Source organism: Pseudomonas sp. MC6 (assembly GCF_054790575.1).
In genome coordinates, this window is record NZ_CP186504.1 from 231,973 (window position 1) to 257,124 (window position 25,152).

A 25,152-nucleotide genomic window follows, 5' to 3' on the forward strand; every position below is an offset into this window, starting at 1 on the left:
GCCCCGCGAGCGCGAATGGACACTGTAGGTCAGCGATTTGACGCATTGAATCTGCGTCGTAGGGAAGGTAAAGCAACATGGTACAGGTGAGAGCACACCAGCCGATCAACACTGACGGCAGTATCAATCTCGAGGCTTGGCTCGATCACGCGGTCAGTGTCGATCTGGCACTGGATCGCGAAGCCTTGAAAGAAGCCTGCGAGTTCGCTCGCGAGGCTGAACAACAGTCCAATGCCAAGAAGAATCTGTGGGCCGAAGGCTCTGGCAGTTTCAGTACTGGTTTGGAAATCGCCGAGATTCTCGCCGACCTCAAGCTCGATCAGGATTCGCTGGTCGCAGCGGTCCTGTATCGCGGCGTACGCGAGGGCCAGATCGAACTCGCGGCCGTCGGTCAGCGCTTCGGCCCGGTGGTGGCCAAACTGATCGACGGCGTGCAGCGCATGGCGGCCATCAGTGCCAGCCTCAGTCCGCGCCAGTCGATGGTCATGGGCACGCAAGGGCAGGTGGAGAACCTGCGCAAGATGCTCGTGGCGATGGTCGACGATGTGCGCGTCGCGCTGATCAAGCTCGCCGAACGTACCTGCGCCATCCGTGCGGTGAAAACCGCCGACGACGAGAAGCGTAATCGAGTCGCCCGGGAAGTCTTCGACATCTATGCGCCGCTCGCGCACCGCCTCGGCATCGGTCATATCAAATGGGAACTGGAGGATTTGTCCTTCCGTTATCTCGAGCCAGATCAATACAAGCAGATTGCCAAGTTGCTCCACGAGCGACGGCTTGATCGCGAGCGTTTCATCGCCGACGTGATGACCCAGCTCAAGGACGAATTGCAGGCCACCGGCGTCGACGCCGACATCAGCGGCCGGGCCAAACACATCTATTCGATCTGGCGCAAAATGCAGCGCAAGGGTCTGGAATTCAGCCAGATCTACGACGTGCGCGCCGTACGCGTGCTGGTGCCGGAAATGCGCGACTGCTACACCGCGCTGGGCATCGTGCACACCTTGTGGCGGCACATCCCGAAAGAATTCGACGACTACATCGCCAACCCGAAAGAGAACGGCTACCGCTCGCTGCACACGGCGGTGATCGGCCCTGAGGGTAAAGTGCTTGAGGTGCAGATCCGTACGCACTCGATGCACGAAGAAGCCGAACTCGGCGTCTGCGCGCACTGGCGCTACAAGGGCACTGACGTCAAATCCGGTTCGAACCACTACGAAGAGAAAATTTCCTGGCTGCGTCAGGTCCTCGAGTGGCATGAAGAACTGGGCGACATCGGTGGTCTGGCGGAACAGCTGCGCGTCGATATCGAGCCGGATCGGGTCTACATCTTCACTCCCGACGGTCACGCCATCGACTTGCCGAAAGGCGCGACGCCGCTGGACTTCGCTTACCGCGTGCACACCGAAATCGGTCACAACTGCCGTGGCGCGAAGATCAACGGGCGCATCGTGCCGCTCAACTACAGCCTGCAGACCGGTGAGCAGGTCGAGATCATTACCAGCAAGCACGGTACACCGAGCCGCGACTGGCTGAACTCCAACCTCGGTTACGTCACCACCTCGCGAGCGCGGGCGAAGATCGTCCACTGGTTCAAATTGCAGGCGCGCGACCAGAACGTTGCCGCCGGTAAAACCCTGATCGAGCGCGAACTGACGCGCCTCGGCCTGCCCGCGGTGGATTTCGACAAGCTGGCCGACAAGGCCAACATGAAAACCGCCGAAGACATGTTCGCCGCCCTCGGTGCCGGCGACCTGCGTCTGGCGCAACTGGTCAACCTCGCGCAGCAACTGGTCGAGCCGGAACGTGGCAACGAGCAACTGGAGCTGATTCCGCGCAAAGCCACCGGCTACAAACCGGGCAAGCGCGGCGATATTCAGATCCAGGGCGTCGGCAACCTGATGACGCAGATGGCCGGCTGCTGCCAGCCGTTGCCGGGCGATGCGATTGTCGGCTACATCACTCAGGGCCGTGGCGTGAGTATTCACCGTCAGGACTGCGCCTCGGTGCTGCAGCTGGGCGGGCGCGAGCCGGAGCGGATCATTCAGGTCAGCTGGGGCCCGGTGCCGGTGCTCACCTATCCGGTCGACATCGTCATCCGCGCCTACGACCGTTCCGGTCTGCTGCGTGACGTGTCGCAGGTGCTGCTCAACGAGCGGATCAACGTGCTGGCGGTCAACACCCGCTCGAACAAGGAAGACAACACCGCGCTGATGTCCCTGACGATCGAGATCCCGGGTCTGGATGCGCTGGGGCGGTTGCTCGGGCGGATTTCGCAGTTGCCGAACATCATTGAAACGCGGCGTAACCGCACCCCGTGAAGATGACCAATGTAGGAGTGAGCCTGCTCGCGATGAGGGAGTGTCAGTCAGCATCAATGGTGACTGATACACCGCGATCGCGAGCAGGCTCACTCCTACAGGGTTTTGTGGTGAGACAGAAATATGATGTACAGCCTTGAAGACCTGCTCCATCTGATGAGCCGTCTGCGCGATCCGCAATACGGTTGCCCGTGGGACATCAAGCAAACCTACGCAACCATCGTTCCGCACACCCTCGAAGAAGCCTACGAAGTGGCCGACGCCATCGAACGTGGCGACTTCGATCATTTGCAAGGCGAGTTGGGCGATTTACTGTTCCAAGTGGTGTATTACAGCCAGTTGGCCAAGGAAGAAGGGCGCTTCGAATTCGCCGGCGTGATCGACAGCATTACCCGCAAGCTGATCCGTCGTCATCCCCACGTGTTTCCGACTGGTGATCTGTACGCGCCGCTGGATGTGCCGCGCTTGAGCGAAGAACAGGTCAAGCTGCGCTGGGAAGAGATCAAGGCCGAAGAGCGCGCCGAGAAATCCGCCGCGCCCGAGCAGCTGTCACTGCTCGACGATGTGCCGGCAACGCTGCCGGCCTTGTCGCGTTCGGCCAAGTTGCAGAAGCGCGCAGGTCAGGTCGGTTTCGACTGGCCGGACGCCTTGCCAGTGCTCGACAAAGTGCGCGAAGAGCTCGATGAAGTGCTCGAAGCCATGTCGGAAAATGACCCCGATGCCGTGGCGGACGAGATCGGTGACCTGCTGTTTTCCGTGGTCAATCTGGCCCGGCATCTGAAGGTCGATCCGGAAACCGCCCTGCGTGGCGCCAACGGCAAGTTCGAAAGACGTTTCCGATTTATCGAACAGGCATTGCGCGACACCCACCGTCCCATAGAAGATTGCACCCTCGAAGAGTTGGACGCCCTGTGGGGTGAAGCCAAACGTCAGGAAAAGAATGTGCCCGGCTGCGGCTGAGCAACTGCCCAAGTGAGTAAGTCCCATGAGTATTTCCCTTCGCGACCAGTTGCTCAAAGCAGGCCTGGTCAACCAAAAGCAGGCCAAGCAGGTCAGCAAGGACAAGCAGAAGCAGCAACGTCTGGCGCACAAAGGCCAGATCGAACTGGATGACTCGCAGCAGCGTGCTGCCCAGGAAGCCATGGCCGAGAAGGTCAAGCGCGACCAGGAGCTGAACCGTCAGCAGAAAGAGAAAGCCGAAGCCAAGGCGCGTGCGGCGCAGGTCAAGCAACTGATCGAAGTCTCGCGTCTGCCTAAGCTGACCACCGAGGACTACTACAACTTCGTCGACGACAAGAAGGTCAAGCGCATCTCGGTCAACACGCTGATGCGCAACAAGCTCAGCAGCGGTTCGCTGGCGATCGTCCACCATGCCGGCGGCTACGAAGTGATTCCGCGTGAAGCGGCCCTGAAGATCCAGGAGCGCGACCCGCAGCGCATCGTCCAGCTCAACGTGCAGACCGAAGAGGTCAGCACTGAGGACGATCCGTACGCGGCGTATCAGATCCCTGATGATCTGATGTGGTAAATCGATAAAGCTGTAACAACGACAAACCCCGCTCATGGCGGGGTTTGTCGTTTTCAATGCTGTGGTTGAATCAGGAGGAACGGGCTTCGCGTTGTTGCTCTTGCACTTCGAGTTCAGCCTTGTAGTTGTGGGCATCGATCTCGTTGTGGAACATGCCGACCAGCAAGTCTTGTTGATGCACATCCCAGATGCGGATACCGGCGGCTACGCCTTCGTGGGACATGTGTGAATCGTCGCGTTCAGTTACTTTTACAGTCATCTGCTAGCTCCAAATCTCAAGTTATCTGCAGCAAGGCGTGTGCAGGACTCTGTTATAGAATTTGTTAGCCTGCTAAGTAAACGGCTGATTTGTGCAAGGTGTTGTTGCGTTTTTTGCAACAGTGCTGCAGCCCGCGTAATCCGCGACATTCGGTCGCAGGGCGGTAAGTTTCATGACAGAAGTTTCATCTCCAGAACACCGTAGCCCCCTGTAGATACTCTGTTCACGGTCAAGCTTTTGCGAGATCTTTTGCGCTAAAAAGCTTGGCCGTATTGAAATCTTCGCCGGCTCGCATGCAGGCCCACAAGCCGGTCAGGTATTTGCGCATGACGGCGACGATAGCCTGCATCTTTCTCTTCCCTCGCCCGATCAACGCTTCGTAAAAGGCTTTCACGTTGCTGTCGCAACGTATGGCAGTCAGCGCTGGCATGTACATCGCTGAACGTAGGTAGGCGTTTCCGCCCTTACTTATCCGCCCAGGTTTATCGATGCTGGTACCTGATTGCGTAAGCCGCACATCGAGTCCTGCATGTCGGCTGACCTGCGCGGACTTAAGTGTCACTGGCAAGGTCGTCAATTCAGCCAGTGCCGCAAATACTGAAATTTCGCCCATGCCCGGCGCTGCGATCATGTGCCCAAACTGGGCGCTTAGCGTCGGGCAGTTGTCGATCAGCGCCCGACCTGCGAGCCTGAAACGCTCGATTCGCTTGTCAAAAGCTTCAATGGCTTCTTCTTCGTCTTCAATCAGCATTTTCACGGTTGTTTGAGTAGCTTTCAGCGCATGCAGCTCGTTCTTGGCTCGGGTGCGATGACACGTCAAACGATTGATATGCCTTCCGATAGCCCGCAGTTCCAACTGTATGGTCGTGGGCGGCGTCCACAATTTTGGGCTCATGCGTTCGCCGTATTCGGCTAGCAACTGGGCATCGATCGCATCGGTTTTGCTGTTTTTCAGCATCAGCTTGGCAAAGTTATGAAAGCTCTTCGGGTTGATAACCGAAACGGGCAAACCCGCCGCGGTGAGCTCCATGGCCAAATCCAGGTAATAGATGCCGGTGGCCTCCATCACTACGGATAAAGGCTTGAGCTCGAGCAACCTGTTGACCGCTGCTTTGCGCCCGGCGGGTGTTTGGTCGATGTTGCAGGCCCCTGCAAAACGGCCGTCGTTGCGCCAGCCCATGGCGGTCGTGCGAGACCCCACATCCAAACCGACATGCATGCTCATGCTTTCAACTCCGAGTGAACTGGGTTAGAAATGCATCCTGGTTCCCCTGACCTCGAACTTCATGCCACTGCAACCTTGTAATGCGAAGTCCGACTTGTCGGCTTCTCGATACTCTTCGTGGTGGGCAATGAGGCGGGGGGACCTCTCTACAGACAAGGTCAGGAGCAAGTCCTGCCTTTAGGAGCGATCGGTCTCCCCCAGAAACACATCTTCGTATGTCCGCACCAGCGAGCTTAGATCTCAATTGACTGGTGTGAGGGCAACATACAAGGAGCTGCCGAAGGCTGCGATCTTTTGACTGTGATTTTTAAAGACAAGATCAAAAGATCGCAGCCTGCAGCAGCTCCTACACAGGGAGTTCGTGTCGGTCATGAGTTTTGCGCAGGCGAAAAAAAACGCCCCGAACCAGTCGGGGCGTTTTTATGTGTGGGCTCAAGCGGGGGAAATTACTTGCCTTCCCAGCGCTTCAGTACCAGCGTGGCGTTGGTGCCGCCGAAGCCGAAGCTGTTGCTCATCACGGTGTTGATGGTGGCGTTTTCGCGGGTCTTGGTCAGCACCGGCAGATCGGCCACTTCCGGGTCCAGCTCGTCGATGTTGGCGGAGCCGGCAATGAAGTTGCCTTCCATCATCAGCATGCAGTAGATCGCTTCGTGAACGCCGGCAGCGCCCAGGGAGTGACCGGACAGGCTCTTGGTCGAGCTGATTGCAGGTGCCTTGTCGCCGAACACTTCACGCACACCTTTCATTTCCGCGACGTCGCCGACCGGAGTCGAAGTACCGTGGGTGTTCAGGTAGTCGATTGGCGTATCAACGGTGGACATCGCCATCTGCATGCAGCGGATCGCGCCTTCGCCACTTGGGGCAACCATGTCGTAGCCGTCGGAGGTTGCGCCGTAGCCAACGATTTCGGCGTAGATTTTCGCGCCACGGGCCAGAGCGTGTTCCAGCTCTTCAACCACGACCATGCCGCCACCGCCAGCGATGACGAAACCGTCACGGTCCTTGTCGTAGGCACGGGAAGCCTGTTCCGGGGTGTCGTTACGCTTGCTGGACAGAGCGCCCATCGCGTCGAACAGGAACGACTGGCTCCAGTGCTCTTCTTCACCACCACCGGCGAAGACGATGTCCTGCTTGCCCATCTGGATCTGTTCCATGGCGGTACCGATGCAGTGAGCACTGGTGGCGCAGGCAGAAGCGATGGAGTAGTTCAGGCCCTTGATCTTGAATGGCGTGGCCAGGCAAGCGGAAACGGTACTGCTCATGGTCCGCGTTACACGGTATGGGCCAACGCGTTTAACGCCTTTCTCGCGCAGGATGTCCAGCGCTTCCATCTGGTTCAGCGTGGAAGCACCGCCCGAGCCAGCCACCAGGCCGGTACGCGGATTGGACACTTGCTCTTCGGTCAGGCCGGAGTCAGCAATGGCGTCTTTCATGGCCAGGTAGGCGTAAGCCGCTGCGTGGCCGACGAAGCGATAGATCTTGCGATCGATCAGCTCTTCAAGGTTGAGGTCGATGGAGCCGGAAACCTGGCTACGCAGACCCATTTCGGCATATTCCGGGTTGAACCGGATGCCAGGGCGGCTTGCACGCAGGTTAGCGGAGACGGTCTCTTTGTCATTGCCCAGGCACGAAACAATGCCCAGACCAGTGATAACGACGCGGCGCATGCGAATAACCCTTAGAAGTTGTCAGTGGAGGTGAACACGCCGACGCGAAGGCCTTCGGCGGTGTAGATTTCGCGACCGTCGACAGTCACCGAACCATCGGCAATGGCCAGGTTCAGCTTGCCCTTGAGGACGCGTTTGATATGAATGTTGTAGGTGACTTTCTTGGCGGTCGGCAGGACCTGACCGAAGAACTTCACTTCGCCCGAACCCAGCGCACGGCCACGGCCCGGCAGGCCTTGCCAGCCCAGGAAGAAACCGACCAGTTGCCACATGGCGTCCAGACCGAGGCAGCCCGGCATTACCGGATCGCCTTCGAAGTGGCACGCGAAGAACCACAGATCAGGGTTGATATCCAGCTCGGCGACCAATTCACCTTTGCCGTACTTGCCGCCTTCTTCGCTGATCAAAGTGATGCGATCAACCATCAGCATGTTCGGGGCGGGCAGTTGCGCGTTACCTGGGCCGAACAGCTCACCGCGACTGCAGCGCAGCAGATCTTCCCGAGTAAAGGCGTTTTGTTTGGTCATGCGAGCTCCTCAATAATCCCATGCGGCAGGTGGGGCAAATCTTCCCGACCGTTCGAAGCGTTCATGCCTCGAACCGGCAGCCTACTCATAGACTATTGCGTTGTGGTGAAAGTCACAGCACCAAGGACATGAATGTACACTTGTGCACTGAAATTTTTAATCAAGCCCCTTTTGAGGCTCGTTCGGGTGCCTAAGACTGCCGCACTTTCGCTTTTCACGCCAGTCGCAGATGGTCGAAAGGCCCACACTACGACACCCAGCGCTGCAGAATCTGCTGCAGATCATTACGTTTGAACGGCTTCGCCAGATAATCGTTCATGCCCGCCGACAGACAGGTTTCACGGTCGCCCTGCAACGCGTTGGCGGTCAGCGCGATGATCGGCACTTCACTTCGTCCGGGCAGCCGCCGGATCTGCCGGGTAGCCTCGTAGCCATCGATGATCGGCAAACGGCAATCCATCAGAATCACCTCAAAGTCGCTGCCCTCGGCACTGCGCACCGCTTGTGCTCCATCGGCGGCAACACTGACAGTAAAGCCCAAGCTGCGCAGCATCGCTTCAATAACTGTCTGGTTCACCGGATTGTCTTCGACCAGCAAGACATTGCGCCCTTCGCCCTGGCCCTTGCCGTTCAGTGCACGCGGCGCGGCCAGTGGCGGCAGCGCCTGCTTATAGAGTGCCAGCGGAATTTCCAGAGTGAATACCGAGCCGCGACCTTCCTCGCTCTGTGCGCGCAAGGTGCCGCCCATGCGTTCGGCCAGCGTACGGGCGATCGGCAGACCGAGGCCGGTGCCGCCGTAGCGCCGAGAAATCGAACTGTCGGCCTGCTGGAACGCGTTGAACATCAGCTCCAGGCTTTCGGACGAAATACCGATGCCGCTGTCGCGCACCGAGCAGGTGAACCACAGCAGTTCGTGATCCAGCGACTGCCACTGCGCCTCGATGCTGACGCGACCTTGCTCGGTGAATTTCAGTGCGTTGCCGACGAGGTTGACCAGAATCTGCCGGATCCGCGTCGGATCGCCCTGCACCTGCAAACCGCGCATGTCGTCCGGGATGCGCAAATTCAAAGCCAGGCCGCGTTGCACCGCGCTGTGCTGGAACGACTGCGCGCAGGCGCCGATCAGTTCGGCAAGGTTGAACGGGATGTGTTCCAGTTCCAGCTCGGAACGTTCGATGCGCGAGAAGTCGAGAATATCGTTGATCACTTTCAGCAGGTGTTCGGTGGACTCCGAGGCGAGGGCGGCGTACTCGACCTGCTCCTCGGTCATCTCGGTGGTTTCCAGCAATTGCAGCATGCCCAGCACGCCGTTCATGGGCGTGCGCAGCTCATGGCTCATCATCGCCAGAAAGTCGGACTTGGCGTTGTTGGCCTTTTCCGCTTCTTCGCGGGTCTGGATCAGTTGCGCCATGGCTTGATGCTGCTCGCGGCTGGCCTGCTCCAGCGCCTCGGCGAGGTTATTGATGTGTTGTGACAGGGCGCCCAGTTCCGTGTCATCGACAATGGGCAGTGGCGTTTTGTAGTCGCCTTCCTGAATCGCCTTGACTGCATCGCCGATGTCGCGGATCGGCTGAGAAAGACTGCCGGCCAGACGCCGCGCCAGGACGAAGGTAAACAGCAGTGCAAACAATGCGAGGATTGCGGCCTTGAACAGGATTTCCTGCTGGCGCTGGCTGAAGGCATCGTTGGACAGGCCGACGATCACCCGACCCAGATAATCTTCGCTGGCCCCGCCATTGTTGACCTTGCCGTCCTGGAAGAAATCGTTGTGCAGGGCGATGCGCTGCAAGCGCACCGGTGCCTGGAACACTTCGACCTGATGCGGTCGGCTGTGCGCTGCGGCGGGTTGCTCGACGTACACCAGAATCCGGTTGGCGCTGTCCTGCACTTCAAGAAAACGCACATTGGGCGTGGCCAGCGTGGCTTTGAGCAGACTTTCCAGCACTTCGTTGTTGCCGGAAATCACTCCGTATTCGGTGGCAGGCGCGAGTTGGTTGGCGATCAATTGGCCGGTGTGGTTCAGCTCCTGGCGCAAATCCTGAATGCGCACGAAGGTGAAGAAGCTGATCAACAGAAGGGTCAGCAACAGCGCCGGACCCAGGCTGATCAGCTGGGTGCGGGTATTGATGTCCCAACGGCGACGGAAACTCATGGGCGGTGTTCTCCTTCAGCCAGTGCGCTGGCAACAGATGCGTCATTCAGCGGTTCGATACCGAGTGAACGAGCGACCTGCGCATTACTTGAGACTTTAAAACGTGCGGGGTAGAGCGTCCGCGGCCAACTGGCCGAGGGGTGGTCGAGCAATTGATCAAGCATCGCCAGCCAGTCGTTCTGATCGCTGTACGTGCTGGCCAGGCTACCGGCGCGGACAAACGCAACGTTGGGGCCGACCAGTGCGACTTGCCGTGAGTAGCTGCTGAGCAGCAGGTTCTTCGCGGTTTTCGGGTTGTACAGATCGGGATCGTCGAGCCCCAGCAGTACGTCGCTGTTTTTCAGCACCGTTTGCAAAGGGCGGCTGTCGTGGGTGTTGTCCCAGCGCTCGCTGACGATTTGCAGATTCAGCGGCGCGGCGGCGAGATTCAGCTCCTTGAGGAGGAATTCGCTGTGCTCATCGAACAGCACGCCGATCCTTCGGGCTTGGGGCAGAATGCGCCGGATCAACTGCAACTGGCGGCTCAGCGGCGGGTCACTCCAGAGCAGACTCAGGTGCGCCGGTTGCGTATCGCCGAGACGCTGGCGAGCCTGCAGACGACTGATGCGCAGCACCAGCGTTGCCGGGCCCTGGGGTTCTTGCAGACGCCAGTCGAGGCTGGGTAGGTCGAGCAGAATCAGGCGCAGACTGGCGGGCAGTTTGCCCGGTGCCGGTAGACTGGCCAGTGGCTGGAAACGTACGTTGTCGGTCGGGCGCAATTCGCTGAGTGCCTGCACGAACGCTTGCACGCCAGGACTTTCCTCGGCTCCGGTCAACAGAATATCGGCGGCCTGCACCGCCACCCCGTGCAGCCACGCGGTCACAAACAGACAGACCCCGGCCAGCCAGTGGCCCAGGGTTGGCATCTTCCGTGACTGCCGGCAGCGCATACTAGAACTCCAGCTCGGCGCTGAAATACATCACCCGGCGTTCGTCGTAATTGTTGTCGACGAAAGTGCTCGGCTCATGGTCGAGGCGTTGCTGCAGCACGCCGGCCAATTGCAGCTGCGCTTTGCCCAGCGGGATGCGTTTGGCGATGCGCGTGTCGACCCGTTCGAAACGGTAGCCGTTGAGTGCGTTGTCGCCGTAATAGAAGAGGGCGCTGTTCCAGCCATGGCCCCAGTCGCGCAGCCAGCCGGCCGAACCGCTGTTGCGTGAAGTGAACTGCTGATCGAGCGGATTACTCGCCTCGGCATCGACGAAGGCATAGGTGAAACGCAAGCGGTCGGCCAGGCTCACGCGCCAGTCGAGCTGGGTTTCCGTGCCACGAAAACGTGAGCTGTTGGCGTTGCTGGCGATGTACTGGTTGTTACGCAGCGGCTCGCTGATCATCCCGGTGATCTCGTCATAGAACAGCTTCACATCCAAAGCCAGACCCAATTCGGCGAAATAGCCGTTGTAGCCCAGCTCGCGTGAGCGCATGTGTTCCTGATCGAGATCGCCTGGCCCCCGCGTCTTGACGAAGTAGCGCGCCGAAGACTGGCCGTAGGCGGAGGGGCGCAGGTTGCTGACCTGATAGCTCCAGTTCACATTGTTCTCGAACATGTCCGGCGAACGGATCGCCTCCGAATACACCGCACGCAGGCCGTGGCGCGGGTTGATCAGGTAATTGACGGCGAAACGCGGGGTCAGCGAACTGCCGATCAGTCGCGTGTTTTCGAACATCGCACCGCCCTGTAGCAGCCAGTGTTCGGTGGCGCGCCATTCCAGTTGGCCGAAGGCGCGCCAGGTGGTGTCGTCCAGTGTGCCGTTGAAGTAGGTCTCGGAGTCGGCGCGGTCGTAACGATAGTTCATGCCGCTGACCAGGCGCAGGCTATCGGACAGGCTGAGAGTGTCCTGCAATTCGAGGTCGTAGCGCGATTCCCGGGCACTCTGGTCGATGTCGCCGCACAGGGTTCGGCTGGCGCCGTTGCGCCATTGATCAAGCACCTGATTGGCCAGGGCCATTTCCTGCGGGGTACCGGGCTCAGCGCCGGGGCCGGTGAAACGGGTGATGTTGCGCGCCAGGCGTTCGGTGTAATTCGGGTTGAGTTGCCACAGTTGCGTCAACTCGGGGCTGAACGACACCTCGGCATCGCAGGCGCGCCAGGTCTGCTGACGATCCCAGTGTTGCGCCGAGCCTTGTATATAAAGGCTGTGTTCGGGGTTGATGTCGAGGTTCCAGCGCACCGAGCCGGCATAGTCCTTGGCGACCACGTCGGAATTGTTCCCGGCGGCGGTAATCCCGGAGAACACCGGGCGGTAGGTGTACGGCCGCTGGTTTGTCCCGTCCTTCGCGTTGACCTGCCAGTCGAGACTCTGGTTATCGCTGAGGGTTTGGCTGACCGCAAGACTGAAGCGATTCAAACGGCGGCTGTCGCGGTAATCGGCGCCGCTGCGATCGCTGTCGAAACCATCGTCTTCCTGGCCGGACAACGACAGGCGCAAATCACCGCCATTCCAGCCGATGCCCTGGCTGGCATAAAAGTCATTGATGCCGCGCTGGCCACGGGTGTACTTCAACCGCGTGCCGTGGCTGTCCGCCGGGTTCCGAGTGATGATGTTGACCACCGCCATCAGCGCGTTGGCGCCGTAGCTGACGGTGTTCGGCCCGCGAAAAACCTCGATGCGTTCGATGTCTTCCATGGCCACCGGAATATCGCTCCAGTCCACCGTCGACAAACCGGCGCGATACACCGAACGGCCGTCGATCAGCACCTGCATGCGCCGCGCTTCGCTGGCGTTGGTGCCGTGATAATTGACCGCCGCCTGATTGCCGCTGATGTTGCCGACCATCATCCCTGGCACCAGGCGCAGCAGTTCGCTGATGTCGCGGGCACCGCTGGCGTTGATCAATTCGCTGTCGAGTACGGTCATGCTCCCTGGCACTTCCGCCGGGGTTTGCTTCAGGCGCGTGGCCGTCAGCACTTGCGGCAGTGCTTCGTTGTCCGTGAACAGGTCGTCCGCCAGCACAAGCGGGCTGAACAACAGCGCCAGCAAAAGGGACGAACGGGGAGGGGGAGGAGCGAAAAACACGACGCAGCCTTGATCGCAAAGATTTGGCGCGCATGTTAACCGAGCACCGTGACTTTTCCATTCACGTTAGTAGCATTTTCCTAGGTTTTATTGGTCTTCTTCCTACAAGTGTCGGTAATTGTTGCTGGGGCTGGCCGCGACCGGGCCGCCCCGTATAATGCCGCCATCGCCACTGGTATGGATTAACGGATTGCATATGACTGAACAGCGCCCGATTGCGGTCCTGGGAGGCGGAAGTTTTGGTACCGCCGTGGCCAATCTTTTGGCCGAGAACGGCCATCAAGTCCGGCAGTGGATGCGTGACCCCGAGCAGGCCGAGGCCATCCGGGTCAATCGCGAAAATCCGCGCTATCTCAAAGGCATCAAGATTCTGCCGGGGGTGACCGCCGTCACCGACCTGCAGGAAACCCTCGACGCCTGTGATTTGTGCTTCGTCGCACTGCCGTCCAGCGCATTGCGCACGGTGCTCGCCGCCCACGCCGAGCGCCTGAGCGGCAAGATGCTGGTCAGCCTGACCAAGGGCATCGAAGCACAGACTTTCAAGCTGATGAGCCAGATTCTCGAAGAGATCGCTCCGAATGCGCGCATCGGCGTGTTGTCCGGGCCGAACCTGGCGCGGGAAATTGCCGAGCACGCACTGACGGCCACTGTGGTCGCCAGCGAAGACGAAGAACTGTGCAAAGCCGTGCAAGCCGCGCTGCACGGTCGCACTTTCCGCGTTTACGCCAGCGCCGATCGTTTTGGTGTCGAACTGGGCGGTGCGTTGAAGAACGTCTACGCGATCATCGCTGGCATGGCGGTGGCGCTGGAGATGGGCGAGAACACCAAGAGCATGCTGATCACTCGCGCCCTCGCCGAGATGACCCGCTTTGCGGTGAATCAGGGCGCTAATCCCATGACCTTCCTCGGTCTGGCTGGTGTCGGCGATCTGATCGTGACCTGTTCGTCGCCGAAGAGTCGCAACTATCAAGTCGGTTTCGCACTGGGTCAGGGCCTGAGCCTCGACGAAGCGGTGTCGCGTCTTGGCGAAGTTGCCGAAGGCGTCAACACGCTGAAAGTGCTTAAGGCCAAGTCGCAGGAAGTCGGCGTGTATATGCCGCTGGTCGCCGGGCTGCACGCGATCCTGTTCGAGGGACGCACGCTGGAGCAGGTGATCGGTCTACTGATGCGAGCCGAACCGAAAACCGACGTCGATTTTATTTCCACCAGCGGTTTCAACTGAATCCTGCTTTTATCTACGGACAGGGGAGCAAGCCATGAACGATCCGAAAACCGAAGCCAAGTACGAATCCATCCTCCTGCGCGTGTTGTGGATGATCGTCTACGTGCTGGTCTGGCAAGTGGCGCAGTTCATCCTCGGCGCGGTGGTGCTGGTGCAACTGATCTATCGTTTGATCTATGGCGCGCCGAGCGGCAGCCTGATGAACTTCGGCGACAGCCTGAGCCAGTTCCTGGCGCAGATCGGCCGCTTCGGCAGTTTCCACAGCGACCAGAAACCGTGGCCGTTCGCCGACTGGCCAACGCCGCGTACCCCGGAAGGTGAGGCGCCACACGCCGTCGCGCCGGCACCGCATCCGGTTCGAGATGAGGAACCCAAGCTATGAAACTCTGGGTATTGCGTCACGGTGAAGCCGTGCCTTATGGCTCGTGCCCCGACTCCGAACGGGAACTGACCGAGCACGGTCGCAAAGAGGCCTTGAGCAGCGCCGCGCATTTGATCGGCCAGCCGCTGACGGCGATTTACGCCAGCCCTTATCTGCGCGCGCAGCAGACCGCGCAGATTGTCCGTGAGGCACTGGGGTTCGAACCGGAGATCCGCACGGTCGAGTGGTTGACGCCGGAGGTTGATCCGGACAAGGTCACCGATCAACTGGTGTCGGTGAGTAATGTGCTGCTGGTCAGCCACAACCCGCTGGTGGGCAATCTGCTCAGCTATCTGCAGCATGGCGCCGGTTATCCGCCGGAGAAGGTCAGCACCGCCGGGTTGGCTGAACTGGAAAGCCCAGAGTTGTTGATCGGCTCGATGACCCTCAACAGCCTCAAACATCCCTGAAGTTGTAAACACCGACCCCTGTAGGAGTGAGCCTGCTCGCGATGAGGCCATTTCAGTCGACATCAATGCTGACTGATACACCGCTATCGCGAGCAGGCTCACTCCTACAGGTACCGCGTACACCATGAAATTATTTGTGTGAATTTTCCAACCAAGCACTTGCTTGGTTGACTACGCTTGCTCCAGACCCAAAAAACAGGAGCGAGTCGCATGTCTGCCGCCTTCCGTTTGCCGCTGGACGTGTTTTACGAACGTGAAGCCCGGCACCCACGTCAGCGCTTCCTCGTGCAGCCCAGCGGCGGCGGTCAGATCGAGACGCTGAGCTGGGCCGACGTTGGCCATCAGGCTCGCTGCGCCGCGCATTGGCTGCGCGCCCGTGAGTTGCCGCAAGGCAGTCACATCGCCCTGATCTCGAAAAACTGCGCGCACTGGATCATCGCCGACCTGGCGATCTGGATGGCCGGGCACGTCTCCGTTCCGTTGTATCCCAACCTCACCGCCGACTCCGTCGCGCAAGTGCTCAATCACTCGGAAAGCGTCCTGGCCTTCATTGGCAAACTCGACGATTGGCCGGGCATGTCCAAAGGCGTGCCGGCGGATCTGCCGACCATCAGCCTGCCGCTGCACCCGTCTGGGGATTTCGATTTCAGCTGGGCGGACTTGCAGCGCAGCTCACCGATTCAGGACGACCCGCGTCCAGCGGCCGAGCAACTGGCAACGATCATCTACACCTCCGGCACCACTGGCCTGCCCAAAGGCGTGATGCACAGTTTTGCCAATCTCGGTTTCGCTACCACGCGCGGCACCCAACTGTTCGGGCTTAACGAGAACGACCGGCTGCTGTCGTACTTGCCGCTGTGCCACGTCGCCGAGCGGATGTTCGTGGAACTGGCGTCGATCTACACCGGGCAGACAGTGTTCTTCGCCGAGAGCCTCGACACGTTCATTACCGATCTGCAGCGTGCACGGCCAACCGCAATGTTCGGCGTGCCGCGCATCTGGACCAAATTCCAGATGGGCGTGTACAGCAAGATCCCGGCGCAGCGTCTGGATTTTCTCCTCGGTCTGCCGTTCATTGGCAAACGTGTCGGGCACAAAGTGCTGGCGGGGCTGGGTCTGGATGCCTTGCGTGTCGCGCTGTCCGGCGCCGCGCCGGTGCCGCAGACATTGCTCGCCTGGTATCAGAGACTCGGCCTCGATGTGCTGGAGGTCTACGGCATGACCGAGGGCTGCGGTTATTCGCACATCTGCCTGCCGGGGCAATACAAGCAGGGCTGGATCGGCAAGCCGTGCCCGGATGTGGAGGTGCGTATCGATGAGTTGGGCGAAGTGCAGGTGCGCAGTCAGGCAAACATGCTCGGCTATTTCAAGGAGCCGCAGAAGACCGCCGAGACCCTGACTGAGGACGGCTTTCTGCGCACCGGCGACAAGGGCGAACAGGATGCCGAAGGGCGCCTGCGCCTGACCGGTCGACTCAAGGAGATCTTCAAGACCAGCAAGGGCAAATACGTTGCTCCGGCACCGATCGAAAATCGCCTGGCGGTGCATTCACGCATCGAGCAGGTCTGCGTGGTCGGTGACGGCTTGAGCGCACCGCTGGGGTTGTGCGTGCTGTCGAGCGTCAATCAGGAGGAGGGCCGGGCGAGTCTGCATTCGAGCCTGGAAAAACTCCTGGAGGAGGTCAACGCCGTGCTCGACAAGCACGAACGCTTGCGTCGACTGGTGGTGGTCAAGGACAGTTGGGCGGTGGAAAACGGCTTTCTCACGCCGACGTTGAAGATCAAGCGCAACGTCATCGAAGACACCTATGGCGCGCGTTTTGAAGAATGGAGCGAGCATAGCGAGGCGGTGCTGTGGCAGGATTGAGCGACCACTAAAACAACAAAGGAAGTCTGCGATGAGCCTGTGGCGTACCACTCCCGACATCGAGCAGTTGAATGCAATCCAGAAGAACACCATCGGCGAAGTGCTGGACATCCGCTTCGAAGCGTTCGGCGAAGACTCGCTGACGGCGAGCATGGTCATCGACCATCGCACCCATCAGCCCTATGGTTTGCTGCACGGCGGCGCCTCGGTGGTGCTGGCGGAAAGCGTCGGTTCGATGGCCAGTTATCTGTGCATCGATGCCAGCAAGTTTTATTGCGTTGGGCTTGAGATCAACGCCAATCATTTGCGCGGCTTGCGCAGTGGCCGGGTGACGGCAGTGGCCAAGCCGATTCACATCGGCCGCACCACCCATGTGTGGGATATCCGTTTGACCAGCGATGAAGGCAAGGCCAGTTGTGTGTCGCGGTTGACCATGGCGGTCGTGCCGCTGGGTGAGCAGCCGCCCTCACCCTAACCCTCTCTCCGAGGGAGAGGGGACTGACCGGGCTGGATGTTCGAGTTGCGCCGACCTGAGTTATCGAGCCGAACTCAGGTTTTGAAACTCATGCAAATCTGCTCCCTTCCCCCTCGCCCCCTTGGGGGAGAGGGCTGGGGTGAGGGGGACGCGATCTCCCTGACACACCATCACGCTGACCAGACTGTCATCATTCCTGGCAGTTACGGTCATTGCTGTAAGGCGCGGTCTTACGGACAATCAACGCCACGTTTCCCGCTCATGGATTTGCCAGCATGTCGCAACCGATCTTTTTCGCCCACGCCAACGGCTTCCCTTCGGGTACCTATGGCAAGTTGTTCGCGGCGCTGGCGCCCGAGTACCGGGTTGCGCATCTGGAGCAGCATGCCCATGACCCGCGTTTTCCGGCGGACGACAACTGGTACAACCTGGTTGATGAGCTGATCCACCATTTGCAGCAGCAGGATCAACCGGTGTGGGGCGTCGGCCATTCTTTCGGCGGCGTGCTGCACCTGCATGCAGCTTTGCGTTGCCCGGAGCTGTATCGCGGCGTGGTGATGCTTGATTCGCCGGTGCTGACCCGCACCGATCAGTGGGTGATCCGTGCCGCCAAGCGTTTTGGTTTTATCGACAAGCTGACCCCGGCCGGCCGCACCCTCGGCCGGCGTGAAGAATTCGCCGATCTCGACAGTGCGCGCAGCTACTTTGCTGGCAAAACACTGTTTCGCGGTTTCGATCCGGAATGCTTCGACGCCTACCTGCAACACGGTTTGCATCGGGTCGGCGACAAACTGCGGCTGCGTTTCGATCCGGCCACCGAGATCAGTATCTATCGCGGCGTGCCGCACACCAGCCCTGGCCGCACCGGTCAATTGCAAGTGCCGCTGGCGGTGGTGCGCGGGCATACGAGTCGTGTGGTCATGCGTCATCACACCCGTTTCGTTTCGCGTCTGGCCCAGGGTGAGGCATTGAGCATGCCCGGCGGGCACATGTTCCCGCTTGAGCGCCCGCAGGACACCGCACGGTTGTTGAAGAATCTGTTTATCCGTTGGCAAAACCGTCAGGACAAGGATTGCGCATGAGCCCGACTTTCGAAGAAGTGCGCCTGAGCCTGCCGCATATCGAACTGGCCGCGCATTTGTTCGGGCCCGAGGACGGTGTGCCGGTAATCGCCCTGCACGGCTGGCTGGATAACGCCAACAGCTTTGCCCGTTTGGCGCCAAAGCTCAAAGGCTTGCGCATCATTGCTTTGGACATGGCCGGGCACGGGCATTCAGGGCATCGACCAAACGGCGCCGGGTATGCACTGTGGGACTACGCCCATGACGTGCTGCAAGTCGCCGAGCAATTGGGCTGGAAGCGGTTCGGCCTGCTCGGGCATTCGATGGGCGCCATTGTCTCGATGGTGTTGGCGGGTTCGTTACCGGAACGCATCAGCCATCTGGCGCTGATCGACGGCGTGATTCCTCCTACAGACAAAGGCGAAAACGCCGCTGAACGTATGGGCATGGCTCTGCAAGCGCAACTGGATCTGCGCGAGAAACGCAAACCGGTCTACAACACCCTCGACCGCGCCATTGAAGCGCGCATGAAAGGTCTGGTCGCAGTCAGTCGTGAGGCGGCTGAACTGCTGGCTCAGCGCGGATTGATGCCGGTGCCGGGCGGTTACACCTGGCGCACCGACAATCGCTTGACCCTGCCATCGCCGCTGCGCCTGACCCAGGAACAGGCGATGGCTTTCGCGCTGCGGGTCAGTTGCCCGGCGCATTTAGTGGTCGCGGCGGACGGCATGCTGGCCAAACATCCCGAGTTGCTGGAGCGTCTACCCTTTAGCCGGGAACAGTTGGCGGGCGGGCACCATTTGCACCTGAATGACGAGGCCGGAGCGAACCTTGTCGCAGACTGTTTCAATCGGTTCTTCGCCATTCCTTGACTTGCTGCGGGCAACTGTCGAGGCTGGTCGGGTTGAAATGGGAGACAACCACGATGGATTTCTACACCGCTGCGACCTCGAATTACCCAGTCATGCCGATCCGATGAGCCTGACTATGCGGTCACTAAGTCTGTTGGCACTGTGCTGTTTCAGTACCGTTTCGTTCGCCGCCGATGTGCCGGGCAGTCAGGATCTGCAGATCGTGCCGCGTCTGGCCGATGCACAGATCGTCGACTATCGCCCTCCGGTTGAACTGGAGCGGATCTATCCGCTGGGCTCGATCCGCAAGATCAGTGGCCAGCTGCGTTTCGACGGTCAGGTCACCGCACGTGGCCAGACGACCTCTGTCACTTACGAGCTACCGCCCGAACATTCCGCCACCGAAGCCTTCACCGCCGCCCGCGAAGCCTTGCAAAAGCAGGACGCCGAATTGCTGTTCTGGTGTCAGGCGCGTGATTGCGGCGAAAGCAGTCTGTGGACCAATGAGGTGTTCGGTAACGCCAAACTGTATGGCGCCGACGAGCAACAGGCCTATCTGCTGTTGAGGCTGGCGGCACCGCGTGACAACACGCTGGTGGCGCTTTACAGCATCACCCGCGGCAACCGCAAAGCCTATCTGCATGTCGAACAGTTCGAGGCGGTAGCACCGCTGGGTGAGCTGCTGCCGACCTCGGCGACCCTGTTGCGTCAACTGAAAAGCACCGGTGAGCTGGATTTTCCGGATCGCGTGAATGAGCCGGATGACACCTGGCTTCGGCTGATTTCCCGTGGACTTAACCTCGACACGACGTTGCGCGTGACGGTGTCAGGGCCCAAGGCCGAAGCCTGGCGTCAGGCGCTGATCAATCAGGGCGTGCGGGCGGCACGCATGGAAACCGGCAGTGTCGAAGGCTCTGGCCTGCGCATCGATCTGTTGCGTTAAGCTGTTTCGGGCGAGCACGCGCGGCGTGTTCGCCTACTCTTTGCCTGACTGACTTTTTCGAGACCTTAAATGCTCAATAACGATCGCCTGCTGGTGCAGATCCTGTTGCTGGTGTTATTTGGCGCCAGTCTGTGGGTGATGGCGCCGTTCTGGTCGGCGCTGTTCTGGGGCGCGGTGCTGGCGTTTGCCAGCTGGCCGCTGATGCGCCTGTTGACCCGCTGGCTCAATGGTCGTGAATCGCTGGCTGCGGCGATTCTGACGCTGGGCTGGATGTTGCTGGTGGCCGCGCCGCTGGTCTGGTTGGGGTTCAACGTGGGGGATCATGTGCGTGATGCCACAGCGTTCATCAAGGATGTGCAGGTCGATGGTCTGCCGGAGGCACCGGTGTGGCTGGTGACTGTGCCGTTCGTGGGCGAGCGACTGGTCGGGCTGTGGAACAGCATCGATCAGCAGGGCGCCGCACTGATGGTGTCGATCAAACCTTATCTGGGGCAGGTCGGTAACTGGCTGCTGGCGCGCAGTGCGCAGATTGGCGGCGGGATTCTCGAGCTGACTCTGAGCATTGTCTTTGTGTTCTTTTTCTATCGTGACGGTCCGCGACTGGCGGCATTTGTGCACAGTCTGCTGGAGCGCTTGATTGGTGATCGTGCCGGGTATTACATCGAGTTGGTGGCGGGGACGGTGCAGCGGGTGGTCAACGGGGTGATCGGGACGGCGGCGGCGCAGGCGGTTCTGGCGTTGATCGGGTTTTTGATTGCCGGGGTGCCGGGGGCGTTGGTGCTCGGGATCGTGACCTTTCTGTTGAGTCTGATTCCGATGGGGCCGCCGTTGGTGTGGGTGCCGGCGACGGCCTGGCTGGCGTGGAAGGGTGAGTACGGGATGGCGGTGTTTCTCGGGATCTGGGGGACATTTGTCATCAGTGGCGTGGATAACGTGCTCAAGCCGTATCTGATCAGTCGCGGCGGGAATTTGCCGTTGGTGATTGTGTTGCTTGGGGTGTTTGGCGGGTTGATTGCGTTTGGGTTTATCGGGTTGTTTATCGGGCCTACGTTGTTGGCGGTGGCTTATAGTTTGTTGACGGATTGGAGCAAGAGTCAGGGGCGGGTTGAGGAGCGGCGGTAGCGGGTTTGGGTTTGGGTTTGGGGTTGGGTGAATATCCGTTGCTGCGGTAACGGCGGCTTAGGGTTCCGCCCTTACGGCGGGTCACTTTTGGCAAACGCCCCAAAAGTAACCAAAAGGGCTTGCTCCTGCGTGCGGCCCGCTCGCTGGGGCTCGGTGTTCCTTCGCTTCGGGATCGATCCGGGCGCAGCGCCTACGGTTTGCTTCGCTGCACCTCCTCTCGCTGTGTTTGGCTGCGCCAAACGGTCGCTGCGCTCCCACGCCCGGATCAATCCCTCCACTCAGCCTTCCGACGTCGCCCGTGGATCAAGATCAAGATCAAGAGCAGGCGAGCTGACACTCGGCCTATTGAGTGGTGAAGAGCGGGGGGGGCTTTTGATTTGCGTTGTTGCTGCCCCTCACCCCAGCCCTCTCCCGAGGGAGAGGGAGCCGATTTGTGGTCTTTTCAAGATTTTCGTTCAACTCGGTATTTCACGTCGGCGTATCTCGCCCAAACACCTCACCCTAGCCCTCTCCCTCTGGGAGAGGGCTAGGGTGAGGGGCTGTTGATTTTCCGCGGCAAATAATGGCGTCGACTCAAGTCGCCACATTTAAATACTTGCCCACCGACGCCGTCTTCTCCAGCGAGTACTGCTTGCTCAAATTGGCAATCATGCGGTTCAGCGCTTCAGTGGTGCTCTGGGTCGAAGCGGTCTGTTCTTCATCCGGCCGTTCTCGCCCTGCCTGTAAAGCCGCTTTCAGCTCGTCGCTGCTGACACCGCCGCTGCTGTCGCTATCGAGAACCTTGAGCAGCGCGGCACTGGTGTCAGTGCTGGTGGTTGAAGTCGCGCTGTCGCTGGTTTGCAGTGCGCTGCTGAGTTCTGTCGCGATCACGCTGCCATCGCCATCCGCATCGAGCTGGCTGAACAGTTCGTCGCTGCTGATGTGTGGCGGCGGAGGGGGTGGGGTCAGGCTGGCGGCGAGTTCGTCCTGATCCACTGCGTCGTCGCCGTTGCTGTCGAGTTTGGCAAACAGTTCTTTTTGCAGTTGCTGGCTGCGCGCGTTTTGCGTGGAGGTGCTGCTGGTGCTGGTATAGCTCGTGTAGTTGCTGACGCTACCGATCATCGGACTCACTCCCTGGATTGGAAAACCGGTGGGTGTACCGGCTTATGCAGCGTCAGGGCGCAAGTTGTCGGGGGTATGTGGGGTTTGTACCGGTGGGTACACACGATGCAATGAACACCGCTGAACCCTGTGGGAGCGGTGGTGTTCTCAGAGGCGGGGCAGGCGAATGACGGCAGTGAGGCCGCCGCCGGGGGTTTCTTCGAGGTTAAGCTGTCCGCCCAGACGCTGCGCCGCCTCTCGGGCAATGGTCATGCCTAGACCCACGCCGCCGGAGTTGCGATTGCGCGAACCTTCCAGGCGATAAAACGGCTCAAACACTGCTTCCCGCTTGTCCTCGGCAATCCCCGGGCCGTGGTCGATCACGCGGATCAGCAGTTGCTCGCGCTGATCCTGCAACTCGATGCGTGCCTGACCGGCATAACGCAGGGCATTGTCCATGAGGTTGTTGATGCACGAACGCAGCGCCATCGGCTGCACCGGCAGCGGTGCGCAATGGCCGCTGACTTGCACGTCGGCGCCTTGGTCCTGAGCGTTTTCGCACAGTGACTCGACCAGCGCCTGCACATCCATCAACTGCAATGCTTCACTGGTGCGCTGTTCGTGCAGGTAGGTGAGGGTGGCGTCGAGCATGCCGATCATGTCGTCCAGATCCTGACGCATCTGCCCTTGCAGCTTTTCATCGCTGATGTTTTCCAGGCGCAGTTTCAGGCGTGACAACGGTGTGCGCAGGTCGTGGGACACGGCACCGAGCATCCGCGCGCGCTGTTGAACCTGTTCGCGAATGCGCCGTTGCATCAGGTTGAAGGTGTGCGCCGCTTGCCGTGCTTCCCGTGGGCCGGACTCGTCGAGCGGCGGGCTGTCGAGGTCTTCGCTGAGGCGTTCGGCGGCATCGCTCAGGCGCTGGATCGGGCGACTGAGCAGTTTGGCGCCGTACCACGCCGCGATCATCAGCGTGATGAACTGAAAGGTCAGCGGCACCACCGGCCCACCGAACCATGGGCGCGGGGGCCGTGGCGGGTAGCGCGGGTCCTGCGCCATCGGTTGGCCGTCGGCGCCCTGGGAGAACTCCGGAGGTGGCGGAGGCGGGGGCGGGCCGTAGAGGCGGAACCAGGTGAAAGCCAGCAGGTGCGCGAGGACGATCGCCACGAACAGCACACCAAACAGGCGCCCGAACAGCGTGTCGAAGCGCGCCCGCATCAGCCGATGTCTCGTGCGTCGAACAGGTAACCCTCACCGCGCACGGTTTTGATCAGCTGTGGCGCTTTCGGATCGTCACCAAGTTTCTGCCGCAGGCGCGACACCAGCAGATCGATGCTGCGGTCGAAGGCTTCGATCGAGCGACCCCGGGCCGCGTCGAGCAATTGTTCGCGGCTGAGCACCCGGCGCGGACGTTCGATAAACACCCACAGCAAGCGGAATTCGGCGTTGGACAGCGGCACCACCAAGCCATCATCGGCGATCAACTGGCGCAGGACGCTGTTCAGGCGCCAGTTGTCGAAACGGATGTTCGCCCGTTGTTCGGTACGGTCGTCACGCACCCGACGCAGAATGGTCTGTATGCGCGCGACCAGTTCGCGCGGTTCAAACGGCTTGGCCATGTAGTCATCGGCGCCCAGTTCCAGGCCGATGATACGGTCGGTCGGCTCACAGCGGGCGGTGAGCATCAGGATCGGGATGTCCGATTCGGCGCGCAGCCAACGGCACAACGACAAGCCGTCCTCGCCGGGCAGCATCAGGTCCAGCACGACAACGTCGAAATGTTCGGCCTGCATCGCCAGACGCATTGCCGCACCGTCGGTCACGCCGCTGGCGTGGATATTGAAACGGGCGAGGTAATCGATCATCAGCTCGCGGATCGGCACATCATCGTCGACGATCAGCGCACGAATGCTCCAGCGCTTGTCGTCTTTAGGCTCATCCGTCGCGGTCATTTGGGTGTTGTGCATGAGGCTGTTCATCTGCCAGTAGGCCGCCAACCACAAAAGATGGGCTGCGAGGTTGTGGTTTCAGCATAGGCGTCCGGCCGTGAAGCGGGAAGTGCTGATGTAAGGACGTGTTGCGGCTGGCGAGGCTAGCGCGGGTGCTTGTTGCTGGCATGTCGGTTGTGTATCGGAGTCGACACAATAGCGGCGAGCGCTATGCTGATCACGGTCGGCGCGACGATTTACCGATCATCGGGTGCCGCGCCGCCGCCGGTTCCGCTACAATGCGCGCCGATTTCGACCTGCCTGAGAGCCCATTCATGTCCGCCTGCCAGACTCCTATCATCGTCGCCCTGGATTTTCCCACCCGTGACGCCGCACTGAAGCTGGCCGACCAGTTGGACCCGAAACTGTGCCGGGTCAAAGTGGGCAAGGAACTGTTCACCAGTTGCGCCGCAGAAATCGTTGGCACCCTGCGTGACAAGGGTTTTGAAGTATTCCTCGACCTGAAATTCCATGACATTCCCAACACCACAGCGATGGCCGTGAAAGCTGCTGCCGAGATGGGCGTGTGGATGGTCAACGTGCATTGCTCTGGTGGCCTGCGCATGATGGCTGCTTGCCGGGAAGAGCTGGACAAGCGCAGCGGCCCGCAACCGCTGCTGATCGGCGTGACCGTGCTGACCAGCATGGAGCGTGAAGACCTCGCCGGTATCGGTCTGGATATCGAACCGCAAGAGCAGGTTCTGCGTCTGGCGGCACTGGCCGAGAAGGCTGGCATGGACGGTCTGGTGTGCTCGGCGCTGGAAGCCACGGCACTGAAAACCGCACATCCGTCGCTGCAACTGGTGACTCCGGGCATTCGTCCGGCCGGCAGCGCGCAGGACGATCAGCGCCGCATTCTGACCCCGCGTCAGGCGCTGGATGCCGGTTCCGATTATCTGGTGATCGGCCGTCCGATCAGCCAGGCGGCGGATCCGGCCAAGGCGCTGGCTTCGGTTGTCGCCGAGATCGCCTAAGCAAAC

23 protein-coding genes are annotated in these 25,152 nt (G+C 60.3%); 13 read left to right on the plus strand and 10 right to left on the minus strand.

What is annotated here, in order from left to right:
- The first annotated feature begins 77 nt into the window (after window positions 1–77).
- The 3 genes from relA to ACOYXE_RS01125 all read left to right on the plus strand — a co-directional run bounded on the left by relA (window position 78) and on the right by ACOYXE_RS01125 (window position 3,849).
- Complete coding sequence (relA, locus tag ACOYXE_RS01115) at window positions 78–2,321, plus strand: GTP diphosphokinase (RefSeq protein WP_007917476.1); 2,244 nt, start codon at window positions 78–80, stop codon at window positions 2,319–2,321.
- A 126-nt stretch (window positions 2,322–2,447) separates the two neighbouring features.
- Window positions 2,448–3,281 carry a nucleoside triphosphate pyrophosphohydrolase gene (mazG, locus tag ACOYXE_RS01120; RefSeq protein ID WP_460929762.1) on the plus strand — a complete coding sequence of 278 codons (834 nt, stop codon included), beginning with the start codon at window positions 2,448–2,450 and terminating at the stop codon, window positions 3,279–3,281.
- A gap of 25 nt (window positions 3,282–3,306) precedes the next feature.
- Window positions 3,307–3,849 (plus strand): DUF2058 domain-containing protein, encoded by a 543-nt coding sequence (locus ACOYXE_RS01125; protein WP_016987455.1) that lies wholly within the window; start codon window positions 3,307–3,309, stop codon window positions 3,847–3,849.
- 70 nt (window positions 3,850–3,919) lie between these two features.
- On the opposite strand, the gene ACOYXE_RS01130 is transcribed toward ACOYXE_RS01125, so the two are convergent.
- The 7 genes from ACOYXE_RS01130 to ACOYXE_RS01160 all read right to left on the minus strand — a co-directional run bounded on the left by ACOYXE_RS01130 (window position 3,920) and on the right by ACOYXE_RS01160 (window position 12,733).
- On the minus strand, window positions 3,920–4,108 hold the full coding sequence (locus tag ACOYXE_RS01130; RefSeq protein ID WP_034155814.1) for a hypothetical protein: 189 nt from the start codon (window positions 4,106–4,108) through the stop codon (window positions 3,920–3,922).
- A gap of 229 nt (window positions 4,109–4,337) precedes the next feature.
- Window positions 4,338–5,333: an IS110 family RNA-guided transposase gene (locus ACOYXE_RS01135; protein ID WP_160055410.1), complete on the minus strand. Its 996-nt coding sequence runs from the start codon at window positions 5,331–5,333 to the stop codon at window positions 4,338–4,340.
- Between the two features lie 446 nt (window positions 5,334–5,779).
- Complete coding sequence (fabB, locus tag ACOYXE_RS01140; RefSeq protein ID WP_008087472.1) at window positions 5,780–7,000, minus strand: beta-ketoacyl-ACP synthase I; 1,221 nt, start codon at window positions 6,998–7,000, stop codon at window positions 5,780–5,782.
- A gap of 11 nt (window positions 7,001–7,011) precedes the next feature.
- On the minus strand, window positions 7,012–7,527 hold the full coding sequence (fabA, locus tag ACOYXE_RS01145) for a 3-hydroxyacyl-[acyl-carrier-protein] dehydratase FabA (protein WP_003227150.1): 516 nt from the start codon (window positions 7,525–7,527) through the stop codon (window positions 7,012–7,014).
- Window positions 7,528–7,774: 247 nt separating this feature from the next.
- On the minus strand, window positions 7,775–9,679 hold the full coding sequence (locus tag ACOYXE_RS01150) for an ATP-binding protein (RefSeq protein WP_160059054.1): 1,905 nt from the start codon (window positions 9,677–9,679) through the stop codon (window positions 7,775–7,777).
- A complete protein-coding gene (locus ACOYXE_RS01155) occupies window positions 9,676–10,608 on the minus strand; it encodes an ABC transporter substrate-binding protein (protein ID WP_460927390.1) in 933 nt (310 codons plus the stop codon). The genes ACOYXE_RS01150 and ACOYXE_RS01155 overlap by 4 nt, the downstream gene beginning before the upstream one ends.
- A 1-nt stretch (window position 10,609) precedes the next feature.
- Window positions 10,610–12,733 carry a TonB-dependent receptor plug domain-containing protein gene (locus ACOYXE_RS01160; RefSeq protein ID WP_160059052.1) on the minus strand — a complete coding sequence of 708 codons (2,124 nt, stop codon included), beginning with the start codon at window positions 12,731–12,733 and terminating at the stop codon, window positions 10,610–10,612.
- Between the two features lie 196 nt (window positions 12,734–12,929).
- Here ACOYXE_RS01160 and ACOYXE_RS01165 point away from each other — a divergent pair, with 196 nt between their 5' ends.
- The 9 genes from ACOYXE_RS01165 (at window position 12,930) to ACOYXE_RS01205 (ending at window position 21,104) form a co-directional block, all read left to right on the plus strand.
- Window positions 12,930–13,955: an NAD(P)H-dependent glycerol-3-phosphate dehydrogenase gene (locus tag ACOYXE_RS01165; protein WP_077574109.1), complete on the plus strand. Its 1,026-nt coding sequence runs from the start codon at window positions 12,930–12,932 to the stop codon at window positions 13,953–13,955.
- A 34-nt stretch (window positions 13,956–13,989) separates the two neighbouring features.
- The gene (locus tag ACOYXE_RS01170; RefSeq protein ID WP_160059050.1) at window positions 13,990–14,337 is read left to right on the plus strand and encodes a DUF4389 domain-containing protein; all 348 of its coding nucleotides are present in this window, start codon (window positions 13,990–13,992) and stop codon (window positions 14,335–14,337) included.
- A complete protein-coding gene (gene sixA, locus ACOYXE_RS01175) occupies window positions 14,334–14,786 on the plus strand; it encodes a phosphohistidine phosphatase SixA (protein WP_160059049.1) in 453 nt (150 codons plus the stop codon). The genes ACOYXE_RS01170 and sixA overlap by 4 nt, the downstream gene beginning before the upstream one ends.
- A gap of 210 nt (window positions 14,787–14,996) precedes the next feature.
- Window positions 14,997–16,652 carry an AMP-binding protein gene (locus ACOYXE_RS01180; protein WP_405123077.1) on the plus strand — a complete coding sequence of 552 codons (1,656 nt, stop codon included), beginning with the start codon at window positions 14,997–14,999 and terminating at the stop codon, window positions 16,650–16,652.
- Between the two features lie 31 nt (window positions 16,653–16,683).
- A complete protein-coding gene (locus tag ACOYXE_RS01185) occupies window positions 16,684–17,127 on the plus strand; it encodes a hotdog fold thioesterase (protein WP_160059047.1) in 444 nt (147 codons plus the stop codon).
- 275 nt (window positions 17,128–17,402) lie between these two features.
- Window positions 17,403–18,209 (plus strand): alpha/beta fold hydrolase, encoded by an 807-nt coding sequence (locus ACOYXE_RS01190; RefSeq protein ID WP_405123078.1) that lies wholly within the window; start codon window positions 17,403–17,405, stop codon window positions 18,207–18,209.
- Window positions 18,206–19,060, plus strand: a complete 855-nt coding sequence (locus ACOYXE_RS01195) for an alpha/beta hydrolase (RefSeq protein ID WP_160059045.1) — start codon at window positions 18,206–18,208, stop codon at window positions 19,058–19,060. The genes ACOYXE_RS01190 and ACOYXE_RS01195 overlap by 4 nt, the downstream gene beginning before the upstream one ends.
- 115 nt (window positions 19,061–19,175) lie before the next feature.
- Window positions 19,176–19,982: a DUF4892 domain-containing protein gene (locus tag ACOYXE_RS01200; RefSeq protein WP_460927396.1), complete on the plus strand. Its 807-nt coding sequence runs from the start codon at window positions 19,176–19,178 to the stop codon at window positions 19,980–19,982.
- 69 nt (window positions 19,983–20,051) lie between these two features.
- Window positions 20,052–21,104 (plus strand): AI-2E family transporter, encoded by a 1,053-nt coding sequence (locus ACOYXE_RS01205; protein WP_405123079.1) that lies wholly within the window; start codon window positions 20,052–20,054, stop codon window positions 21,102–21,104.
- A gap of 573 nt (window positions 21,105–21,677) precedes the next feature.
- Here ACOYXE_RS01205 and ACOYXE_RS01210 read toward each other — a convergent pair.
- The 3 genes from ACOYXE_RS01210 to ACOYXE_RS01220 all read right to left on the minus strand — a co-directional run bounded on the left by ACOYXE_RS01210 (window position 21,678) and on the right by ACOYXE_RS01220 (window position 24,151).
- A complete protein-coding gene (locus ACOYXE_RS01210; RefSeq protein ID WP_460927398.1) occupies window positions 21,678–22,205 on the minus strand; it encodes a calcium-binding protein in 528 nt (175 codons plus the stop codon).
- Window positions 22,206–22,352: 147 nt separating this feature from the next.
- Entirely contained in the window at window positions 22,353–23,402 is a 1,050-nt protein-coding gene (locus ACOYXE_RS01215; RefSeq protein ID WP_160059041.1) for a sensor histidine kinase, read from the minus strand.
- Window positions 23,402–24,151, minus strand: a complete 750-nt coding sequence (locus tag ACOYXE_RS01220; RefSeq protein ID WP_460927400.1) for a response regulator — start codon at window positions 24,149–24,151, stop codon at window positions 23,402–23,404. The genes ACOYXE_RS01215 and ACOYXE_RS01220 overlap by 1 nt, the downstream gene beginning before the upstream one ends.
- A gap of 296 nt (window positions 24,152–24,447) precedes the next feature.
- On the opposite strand from ACOYXE_RS01220, the gene pyrF reads away from it, so the two are divergent.
- Complete coding sequence (pyrF, locus tag ACOYXE_RS01225) at window positions 24,448–25,146, plus strand: orotidine-5'-phosphate decarboxylase (RefSeq protein ID WP_185036818.1); 699 nt, start codon at window positions 24,448–24,450, stop codon at window positions 25,144–25,146.
- Window positions 25,147–25,152 lie beyond the last annotated feature (6 nt).

Bases quoted from the DNA above. Each gene is read 5' to 3' on its own strand.
- relA (WP_007917476.1), top strand. From the start codon at position 78: ATGGTACAGGTGAGAGCACACCAGCCGATCAACACTGACGGCAGTATC.
- mazG (WP_460929762.1), top strand. From the start codon at position 2,448: ATGTACAGCCTTGAAGACCTGCTCCATCTGATGAGCCGTCTGCGCGAT.
- ACOYXE_RS01125 (WP_016987455.1), top strand. From the start codon at position 3,307: ATGAGTATTTCCCTTCGCGACCAGTTGCTCAAAGCAGGCCTGGTCAAC.
- ACOYXE_RS01130 (WP_034155814.1), bottom strand. From the start codon at position 4,108: ATGACTGTAAAAGTAACTGAACGCGACGATTCACACATGTCCCACGAA.
- ACOYXE_RS01135 (WP_160055410.1), bottom strand. From the start codon at position 5,333: ATGAGCATGCATGTCGGTTTGGATGTGGGGTCTCGCACGACCGCCATG.
- fabB (WP_008087472.1), bottom strand. From the start codon at position 7,000: ATGCGCCGCGTCGTTATCACTGGTCTGGGCATTGTTTCGTGCCTGGGC.
- fabA (WP_003227150.1), bottom strand. From the start codon at position 7,527: ATGACCAAACAAAACGCCTTTACTCGGGAAGATCTGCTGCGCTGCAGT.
- ACOYXE_RS01150 (WP_160059054.1), bottom strand. From the start codon at position 9,679: ATGAGTTTCCGTCGCCGTTGGGACATCAATACCCGCACCCAGCTGATC.
- ACOYXE_RS01155 (WP_460927390.1), bottom strand. From the start codon at position 10,608: ATGCGCTGCCGGCAGTCACGGAAGATGCCAACCCTGGGCCACTGGCTG.
- ACOYXE_RS01165 (WP_077574109.1), top strand. From the start codon at position 12,930: ATGACTGAACAGCGCCCGATTGCGGTCCTGGGAGGCGGAAGTTTTGGT.
- ACOYXE_RS01170 (WP_160059050.1), top strand. From the start codon at position 13,990: ATGAACGATCCGAAAACCGAAGCCAAGTACGAATCCATCCTCCTGCGC.
- sixA (WP_160059049.1), top strand. From the start codon at position 14,334: ATGAAACTCTGGGTATTGCGTCACGGTGAAGCCGTGCCTTATGGCTCG.
- ACOYXE_RS01180 (WP_405123077.1), top strand. From the start codon at position 14,997: ATGTCTGCCGCCTTCCGTTTGCCGCTGGACGTGTTTTACGAACGTGAA.
- ACOYXE_RS01185 (WP_160059047.1), top strand. From the start codon at position 16,684: ATGAGCCTGTGGCGTACCACTCCCGACATCGAGCAGTTGAATGCAATC.
- ACOYXE_RS01190 (WP_405123078.1), top strand. From the start codon at position 17,403: ATGTCGCAACCGATCTTTTTCGCCCACGCCAACGGCTTCCCTTCGGGT.
- ACOYXE_RS01195 (WP_160059045.1), top strand. From the start codon at position 18,206: ATGAGCCCGACTTTCGAAGAAGTGCGCCTGAGCCTGCCGCATATCGAA.
- ACOYXE_RS01200 (WP_460927396.1), top strand. From the start codon at position 19,176: ATGCGGTCACTAAGTCTGTTGGCACTGTGCTGTTTCAGTACCGTTTCG.
- ACOYXE_RS01205 (WP_405123079.1), top strand. From the start codon at position 20,052: ATGCTCAATAACGATCGCCTGCTGGTGCAGATCCTGTTGCTGGTGTTA.
- ACOYXE_RS01210 (WP_460927398.1), bottom strand. From the start codon at position 22,205: ATGATCGGTAGCGTCAGCAACTACACGAGCTATACCAGCACCAGCAGC.
- ACOYXE_RS01215 (WP_160059041.1), bottom strand. From the start codon at position 23,402: ATGCGGGCGCGCTTCGACACGCTGTTCGGGCGCCTGTTTGGTGTGCTG.
- ACOYXE_RS01220 (WP_460927400.1), bottom strand. From the start codon at position 24,151: ATGCACAACACCCAAATGACCGCGACGGATGAGCCTAAAGACGACAAG.
- pyrF (WP_185036818.1), top strand. From the start codon at position 24,448: ATGTCCGCCTGCCAGACTCCTATCATCGTCGCCCTGGATTTTCCCACC.